At 61.5% G+C, this 8,262-nt stretch carries 6 protein-coding genes; 2 read left to right on the forward strand and 4 right to left on the reverse strand.

The window, feature by feature from the left end; genetic code table 11:
* Positions 1-54 precede the first annotated feature (54 nt).
* A complete protein-coding gene (locus HX821_RS26190; RefSeq protein WP_177036804.1) occupies positions 55-894 on the forward strand; it encodes a DUF2242 domain-containing protein in 840 nt (279 codons plus the stop codon).
* Here HX821_RS26190 and aceE read toward each other — a convergent pair whose 3' ends face one another.
* A complete protein-coding gene (aceE, locus tag HX821_RS26195; RefSeq protein WP_003207866.1) occupies positions 895-3,564 on the reverse strand; it encodes a pyruvate dehydrogenase (acetyl-transferring), homodimeric type in 2,670 nt (889 codons plus the stop codon). It lies immediately after the preceding gene.
* Between the two features lie 145 nt (positions 3,565-3,709).
* Between aceE and HX821_RS26200 the strand changes: the two genes are divergently transcribed.
* The gene (locus tag HX821_RS26200) at positions 3,710-4,180 is read left to right on the forward strand and encodes a MarR family winged helix-turn-helix transcriptional regulator (RefSeq protein ID WP_177036805.1); all 471 of its coding nucleotides are present in this window, start codon (positions 3,710-3,712) and stop codon (positions 4,178-4,180) included.
* 144 nt (positions 4,181-4,324) lie between these two features.
* On the opposite strand, the gene HX821_RS26205 is transcribed toward HX821_RS26200, so the two are convergent.
* From HX821_RS26205 to HX821_RS26215, 3 genes are all read right to left on the reverse strand, one after another.
* The gene (locus tag HX821_RS26205; RefSeq protein ID WP_134327008.1) at positions 4,325-5,344 is read right to left on the reverse strand and encodes a pyruvate dehydrogenase; all 1,020 of its coding nucleotides are present in this window, start codon (positions 5,342-5,344) and stop codon (positions 4,325-4,327) included.
* 300 nt (positions 5,345-5,644) lie between these two features.
* Positions 5,645-6,679 (reverse strand): AraC family transcriptional regulator, encoded by a 1,035-nt coding sequence (locus HX821_RS26210; RefSeq protein ID WP_102605974.1) that lies wholly within the window; start codon positions 6,677-6,679, stop codon positions 5,645-5,647.
* Positions 6,680-6,683: 4 nt separating this feature from the next.
* Complete coding sequence (locus tag HX821_RS26215) at positions 6,684-7,814, reverse strand: carbon-nitrogen hydrolase family protein (RefSeq protein ID WP_177036806.1); 1,131 nt, start codon at positions 7,812-7,814, stop codon at positions 6,684-6,686.
* Between the last annotated feature and the right edge of the window lie 448 nt (positions 7,815-8,262).

An 8,262-nucleotide genomic window follows, 5' to 3' on the forward strand; every position in this document is an offset into this window, starting at 1 on the left:
GAGGCCACGTTCTGTTGCACAATACCGCCCTGACTGTTTTCCTCAGGATTTTCGATGTCGACATCATTTCACTTGCGTAGCCTCGGGTTGGCGCTGGTGCTGGCGGGCGCTGCGGGCTGCTCGTCACCCAAGACCGCTATTTATGAACATGAGAACTTCGACGACTCCGGCACGTTTTCCCGTGATTACCCGGTCAGTGACACGGCGGCCTGCGAAGCGGCGCGGCGTGCGCTGTTGAGCCAGGGTTACATCATCACCAGCAGCGATCCAAAGCTGGTGGCGGGTAACAAGAGCTTCCAGCAGACCGGCGAAACTCACCTGCAGATCAGCTTCAACGTGGTGTGTGCCGACGATGGCAGCGGCAATCATCACTCGACGATGTTCGCCAACGCCTTGCAGGATCGCTACGCCTTGAAGAAGGTCAACAACTCCGCCAGCCTCGGTGTGGGTGTGTTGGGTTCGGTGTCGATGCCGATTGGCTCCACCGACGACTCCATGGTCAAGGTGGCCAGCGAGACGGTGTCTGCGCCGAAGTTTTATGAGCGTTATTTCGCCCTGGTGGACGTTTTCCTGCCCCAGGAAGTGAAAAAGGCAGCGCATATTCCAGAGAAACCCAAGGCTGACCTGGGCATCCCGGAACCTAAGGCAGCTCCGGCGGCCGATAAGGCCGATAAGGTTGAAGCGCCGAAAGAAGTGCCAAAAGACGCGCCGGCCACACCGGCAGCCCCAGTGACACCGGCGGTGGTGCCAGCGGCATCGGAGCCGGTAGTACCACCGGCGGAACCTGCGCCGATTGCACCAAAGGAAGCCCCGGCACCTGCGCCGGAGGCCACCACTCCTGCGCTGCCGGCGCCGACCGAAGCGATTCCGCCTCTGCCGACGCCTGCACAGTAACTACACCGCTACGGGGTTGGCCTTGTCGACGTTGATCCCGTAGCGGCTGATCGCCTCCGCCACCCTGGCGCGGCTGATCAGGCCGTCATCCGCCAGCGCCTTCAAGGCCGCCAGGGCAATGAAATACCGGTCCACCTCGAAGAACTCGCGCAAGGTTTCGCGGGTATCCGATTGCCCGAAGCCATCGGTGCCCAGCGCCACAAAGCGCCGGCCCGGTACAAACGGGCGAATCTGATCGGCAAAGATTTTCATGTAGTCGGTGGCGACCACCACGGGCCCAGGCTGGCCCTCAAGGCACTGCTCGACATAGCTGGTACGCGGTTCGCTTTCAGGATGCAGCAGGTTCCAGCGCTCCACGGCATGGCCTTCCCGGCGCAGCTCGGTCAGGCTGGTGACACTCCACACATCGCTGGCCACGGCAAAATCATCGCGCAGCAGGTCCGCGGCGGCGATGACTTCCCGCAGGATCGAACCGCTGCCCATCAGCTGTACCCGTGGTTGCGTGGTGTCTTCAGCCGCCTTCAACCGATACATACCCTTGAGAATCCCGTCCTCGACGCCTTCGGGCATCGCCGGGTGCGGGTAGTTTTCGTTGAGCAGGGTGATGTAGTAGTAGATGTCCTCTTGCTCGACGTACATCCGGCGCATGCCTTCGCGAATGATCACCGCCAGCTCGAAGGCAAACGTCGGATCGTAGGAAATGCAGCACGGGATCACCGAAGACAGCACATGGCTGTGGCCATCGTCATGCTGCAGGCCTTCGCCCATCAGCGTGGTGCGCCCGGCCGTCGCCCCCAGCAGAAAGCCCCGCGCCCGTGCATCACCTGCGGCCCAGGCCAGGTCGCCGACCCGCTGGAAGCCGAACATCGAATAGAAAATGTAGAACGGTACGGTCATCAAGCCGTGGTTGGCGTAGGACGTACTTGCTGCGATCCACGAGGAAATGGCGCCGGATTCATTCAGGCCTTCCTGCATGATCTGTCCGTCCTTGCTCTCCTTGTAGTAGGACAGCTGGCCGGCATCTTGTGGGGTGTAGAGCTGGCCGACGGCGGAGTGAATGCCGATCTGGCGGAACAGGCTTTCCATGCCAAAGGTGCGGGACTCGTCCGGCACGATGGGCACGATCAGTTTGCCCAGGTTCGGGTCCTTGAGCAGGGTGCCGAGGATGCGCACAAAGGCCATGGTGGTGGAGATCGCGCGTTCGCCGGTGTCCTTGAGCTGGGTGGCGAAGGCATCCAGTTCCGGGATCTTCAGCGACTCGACCGCGCTATGGCGAGCCGGCACGTAGCCACCCAGTGACTGGCGGCGGGCGGCGAAATAGCGGGCCTCTTCGCTGTCGGCGGCCGGTTTGAGATACGGGATTTCAGCCAGTTGGTCGTCGGCCACTTCCAGCCCGAAGCGATCGCGGAAGGCTTTGACGGCTTCAGCGCCCATCTTTTTCAACTGGTGGTTGATGTTCTGGCCTTCGCCTGCCTCGCCCATGCCGAAGCCCTTGACGGTTTTCGCCAGGATCACCGTCGGCTGGCCGCTGTGACGCACGGCGGCGGCATAGGCGTTGTAGACCTTGTCCGGGTCATGGCCGCCCCGTGAGAGTTTCCAGATGTCGTCGTCGGACATGTCTGCCACCAGCGCCAGCAACTCCGGGTATTTGCCGAAGAAGTGTTCCCGCACGTAGGCGCCGTTTTGTGATTTGTAGTTTTGATAGTCGCCGTCCACGCACTCCATCATGCGCTGGCGCAGCAAGCCGCTTTTATCCTTTTCCAGCAGCGCATCCCAACCGCCGCCCCAGATTACCTTGATCACGTTCCAGCCGGCGGCGCGGTACAGGCTTTCGAATTCCTGGATCACCTTGGCATTGCCGCGAACCGGGCCATCGAGGCGTTGCAGGTTGCAGTTGACCACGAAGATCAGGTTGTCGAGTTTCTCGCGCCCGGCCAGGGAAATGGCCGCCAGGGATTCCGGCTGATCCATCTCGCCATCACCGAGGAACGCCCACACCTTGCGGCCCTGGTGCTGCTTGAGGTCGCGGAACTCCAGGTAGCGCATGAAGCGCGCCTGATACGCGGCGGTAATCGGTCCGAGCCCCATGGAAACCGTAGGAAATTGCCAGAAGTCCGGCATCAGGCGAGGGTGCGGATAGGATGACAAACCGTCGCCACCGGCTTCCCGGCGGAAGTTGTCCAGCTGGGCTTCGCTGATCCGGCCTTCGAGGTACGCCCGCCCGTAAATGCCCGGCGCGGAGTGGCCCTGGATGTACACCAGGTCGCCATCGAAGCTTTCAGTTCGGCCACGGAAGAAATGGTCGAAGCCTACGTCATACAGCACCGCAGCCGACGCATAGGTTGCGATATGCCCGCCCACGCCGGAATGTTTGCCCGCGCGCAGCACCATGGCCATGGCGTTCCAGCGAATAAACGCATTCAGCCGGCGCTCGGTGGCCAGGTTGCCGGGGTAGGGCAACTGGCGGTCTACCGGGATGGTGTTGACGTACGGGGTGGTCACCCGCCCGTAGAAGTCGCCATGCCGCGCCACGTCGAAATCCAGCAACTGATCAATCAGGTAATGCGCGCGCGGGCGGCCTTCGGTGGACAGCACCGATTCGATGGACTCCAGCCATTCGCGGGTTTCCTGTGGATCGTCGTCGAGGCGTACTGCAGTGTTCGGGGTCATGTCAGGCTCCAGGGTGGACGGGTTTCAGCGTGTGGGCTCCTTGTGGGAGCTTTGCGAATGTAGTTGCAATTGCAACTACATGGCTGAATCTAGCGCGGGATGAGCTACTATTGCAACCTTCTTGAAATTCCCCGGATGGTGTTGCATGTCGTCGAAAGAGCCTGATGTCTGGTTCCGTTTTGTTCGGGCCCACAGGACGGTCATCCGTGAAATCGAGCGGCGCCTGGCCGATGCCGGTCTGCCGCCGTATGCCTGGTACGACGCTTTGTGGGGCCTGGAAAGTGGCCCCGATGGCACCCGGCGCATGCACGAATTGGCCGATGTGCTGGCCATCGAACGCTACAACCTGACGCGCCTGGTCGACCGCCTGGAAAAGGACGGCCTGGTGGTGCGTTCGCGCTCCGACGGTGACGGGCGTGCTGCCTTTGTCTCAATTACCGACGCGGGCCGGGTATTGCGTAAAAAGATGTGGAAAATCTACGAAAGCAGCGTGGATGAATTGTTTTTGTCGCAGCTCGACAGCGAGCAACGCCGGGGTTTTGCCGAGGCATTGGAACGTACCGCGGGGCTGGCGATGGAGGCGGGCGTGCAGACCCGCGGGCGGCGTAAGCCCTGAAGCAAATATTCCAGACGACGCGGATTCCGTGTGGGAGCGGGCTTGCTCGCGAAAGCGGTGTGTCAGCAACAGTAATATCAACAGGCACACCGTCTTCGCGAGCAAGCCCGCTCCCACATTTGATCTGCGATGGATTGCAGATCGTCATTTCAGGTGATATCGATTCAGGGCGGTCTCCACCTGTTCTGCTTCGATCCAGCCGTCATCCGCCAACGCCTTCAATGCCAGCACCGCTACCCAATATCGACTGGGTGCAGACGTTTCCACGGAGCCCGCACCCAACGCCACAAACCGCGCATCCACATGCCCCGCCAATTGATCGACGATCGGCTGCGGATACCCGGTGACCGCGACCACCGGCGCGCCATCCCCAGCCAGGCAATCCCTTAGATGACAACTGCGCTTCGGTTCCAACGGGTGCAGGCGGTTCCAGCGTTGCGCCGCATTCGCTTCGCGGGCCAGCCGTGTATAGCTGGGGCAACTCCACAGTTGCGCCTCGACGTTCCAATCCGTCTCGAGCAACTGCGCGGCGTGCACGACTTCTTCAAACGCTCGACCCGCACCCAGCAACCGCACCCTCAATTCACTCGTGTATGAGCGCCGGACCCGGTACATGCCCCTGAGCGCATGCTCACTATCCTGCGGGCTCAGCCCTGGCCCTTCGTGTTGATCGTGCAGTGCCAGGTAGTAGAACCCCGGCTCGCCGTCGACATACAGCGCCTGCAAACCCGCCAGCACAATCGCCCGGGCTTCCTCGCCGGAGGCCGGGTCATAAGGTGTGCAGTGAGGATTGCTGGCCAGCCATAAGGGCAGTGAAGGGGAGGGCTGGGTTGCATTGTCGTTGCACAGGATGCCCCGCTGACGGGTCTCGCCGGACAGCGCGCGCAACTGCGCCGATGACGCGGCCGTGTGCAGGTATAGCATGGGTTTTTCCCCGGTATTGCGCGCGAACCAGGTGGGCCAGCTCACCACTCGGCGTGAGCGCGACTGGCCGCGAATCACCCACGCCTGCCGGCTGGACTCCAGGGTGTTGGCCATGGTCATCACGCTATACAGGGGCGAGCAGCGGGGCTGCTGCGTTGCATTCAGGGCGTCGATGCAGATCAGGGCAGAGCGTTCGGTGCTGGCAGTCATGAGCAGGGTCGCTTGGCAACGGGTGCCCATACCCTAAAGGAATTCGGCTTACGATTGCAATTGCAATGATTGCAGTTGCATCTAAAATTCATCCGGCTAAATCAAGGCAATCCTGCTACGTTTAATCCTGAAGTGCAGGAACGTCATGCCACGGACATTTTTTCGTCATGACGGCACTTTAGGCTGGTTGTGCAGGTCACTAAGCAACCCCTTTTCATAAAACAAGGAGTCAACCATGGACGATTACCAGGAAGAATTGCTCGAGTACCACGCCTTTGAACTGGATCCGCTGGATCCGGCCGATGATGCCACCGAGCTGTAAGACAGACGTCAGGCGGAATGCCGCTGACTGCGGCGAAATTCCCCTGGGGTCTGGCTGTTCCAGCGCTTGAACGCCCGTTGAAAGGCTTCCGCTGAAGCAAAACCGAGCAAATAGGCAATTTCACCGAACGCCAGTTCGGTATCGCGAATGTAGGTCATGGCCAGGTCGCGGCGAGTGTCGTTGAGAATCGCCCGGAACTGAGTCCCTTCTTCCGCCAGCTTGCGCCGCAGGGTCCAGGTCGGCAGTTTCAAGCGTGACGCCACTTCTTCCAGGTCGGGTTCCCGGCCACCATTGAGCATCGGCCCGAGCAAGCGGGTAATGCGCTCGCGCAGGCTGCGGGTGCGCGTCAACTGCTCCAGTTCCCGTTCGCACAACTGCACCAGTAATTGCCAGGTACTCGGGCAGTGTTCCGGGTTGCGCAGGGCCAGGGTTTGCTGGCTAAGGCGCAGCTGATTGTGCTCGGCGCCAAACTGGATCGGGCAGTCCCCAAGCACGCTGTAGCGCTCGCTGTAGTCGGGGGCCTGGAACTCGATTTCGATCCGCTGCGCCTGCACCGGTTGCGCACTCAGGCTCGACAACTGATGCAGCCAGCCGGCGATGATCGAGTCCACCACAAAGCGGTTATAGGCGTTATACGGGCTGATGGAGTAGAAGCGCAGCCACGCACCGTCCGCATCCTCGTGAAAGCTCGACTGGCCGCGATAGTTGGAGCCGTACAAGGCTTCGAAGCGCGTCAGGGTACGGGCGGCTTCGCGCACGGTGGGCGCCTGGGCGGCGGTGACCCCGGCGAGCCCGGCCTGGCTCAGGCGGCTGAGCTGGCCCATGCGCAGGCCCAGGCTGGCATCGCCGGTCAACTGGATGGCCGCAAAGCCCAGGCGCATATAGCGCGGGATCGACAAGCGTGCACCCGCCTCGGCCAGGCGTGCCGGGTCAAGGCCGTATTGCAGCAGCAACGGTTGCGGGTCCAGGCCATGGCTGTGGATCGCATCGGCCAAGGTGTGGACGAAGCCCACCGACAAATCCCCAAGCCGCACCGGCTTCATTGAGTTACAGCCACACGTTCAGCAGGCGCGCGCCACGGGCATTGCCGTCGGCGAACACCTGGCCGTTGCTGCTGAGGAAGCTTTGCCCGGCGCTGCCCATGTCAAAGAACTGCCCGCGCAGGAACACGCTCATGCCGGCGGTGGCCTGGCTGATGGGTTGCTGGCTGATCAGGGTCAGGCGGTGCCAGGCTTCGCCTTCGCTGAGCTCTTCGGGCTTGAGGCTGATCTCGGCTGGCGTCGACACGCTTTTGAAGCCGCGCCACGGCTTGTCCCAGGTTTCGCGGCCAATCACGAAGGCCGGCACCGCCACCAACTGGGCGCCTTGCTCGTTGAGCTTGCGGTAGTTGTCCGGGTACCAGCTGTCGCTGCCGATCAGGATGCCCAGGCGCCCGGCCGGGGTATCGACCACGCTGACGCTGTTTTCATCGCCCGGCTCAATAAAGCCGCGCTCGTCAAAAATCGGATACAGCTGGCGTTGCGGCTGGCCCAGCGGCAAGCCATCGCGGTCGAAGACCACACTGGTGTTGTACAGCGCGCCATGACCGATCTGTAGCTGGCCCTGGCTGACGCTCGGGTTGGGCAGGGCAATGGAGCCGGCCACCAGGGTCACGCCGAATTCCTTGGCCAGGCCACCGAACAGCACTTGATAGTCGCGGGCCATGGCCGGGGCCTTCATACGCAGGTAGGCGTCGTCGATACGGTCGTCACCCTTGGCGCTGATCAAGGCCCGCAGGAACAGCAGCGGGTTGCTCGCCGACAACCAGTTCATCGCTTCCTTGAGGTTGGTGGCCTGGTACAGCTCGTTCTTTTCGCCGCTGACCATCAGCCAGGTGCCGATATGTTCCGGCAGTACCACGATGGTCTTGTCGTTGATCAGGCCCTGGTCACGGGCGTTTTGCAGATAGGCCGCCAGCTTGAGGTGCAGGCGTTCCAGGCTCTGGTAGTCGGCGGGGAACAGTTCCGGCTGGATGCCCAGCAGGTTGCCGCGGTCGGCGGGCACGCCTTGGTCGACGGCCAGGTTGATCCGCAGGTCGGACAGGTAATGGCCCACGGGGCGCTCCTGGGTCCAGACCAGATAGGCGGAAACGGCGGCGACCAGGGCCATGATGAGGGTGAAGGCAAGAAGTTTACGCATGGGGCAAATGACAACGGACCGTGTGCTGGGTTTGCATTTTCTCTCAAATTTCTGGGCTGGGTACGAAAAACCGTGGTTTGGCACGAAAATCTCAAAAGCCTTGAGTGCGTGTTTTCGCCGCGGGCCGGATCTTCCAGGGTCGACAGTAACGGGTTGTGACCACAGGTGCACGCGCGCGGGTCAATGCCGTGGGATGTTACTCGTGCGCGCACCAGCTTCTGGCAGATTGTTACTTTGTGCCTCAATACCGTGCGCAAGTTCCTCGCCAAGGTTGATTCGCGCAATGGGTTCACGGAGGGATGGCCGCGCAACTCAAGTGTTTCAGCGCCTTACAGGCCTCTCTGTACAACGACGCGTCGAGTTGGCAACAACCTTGCATATGCTTGTATGTACAAGTAAAGATGTGTGCGTAAGAGTCCATGAGCATCCTCTTCGCACCCATCAATGT

The organism is Pseudomonas sp. B6001, assembly GCF_013386015.1.
GTDB lineage: Bacteria > Pseudomonadota > Gammaproteobacteria > Pseudomonadales > Pseudomonadaceae > Aquipseudomonas.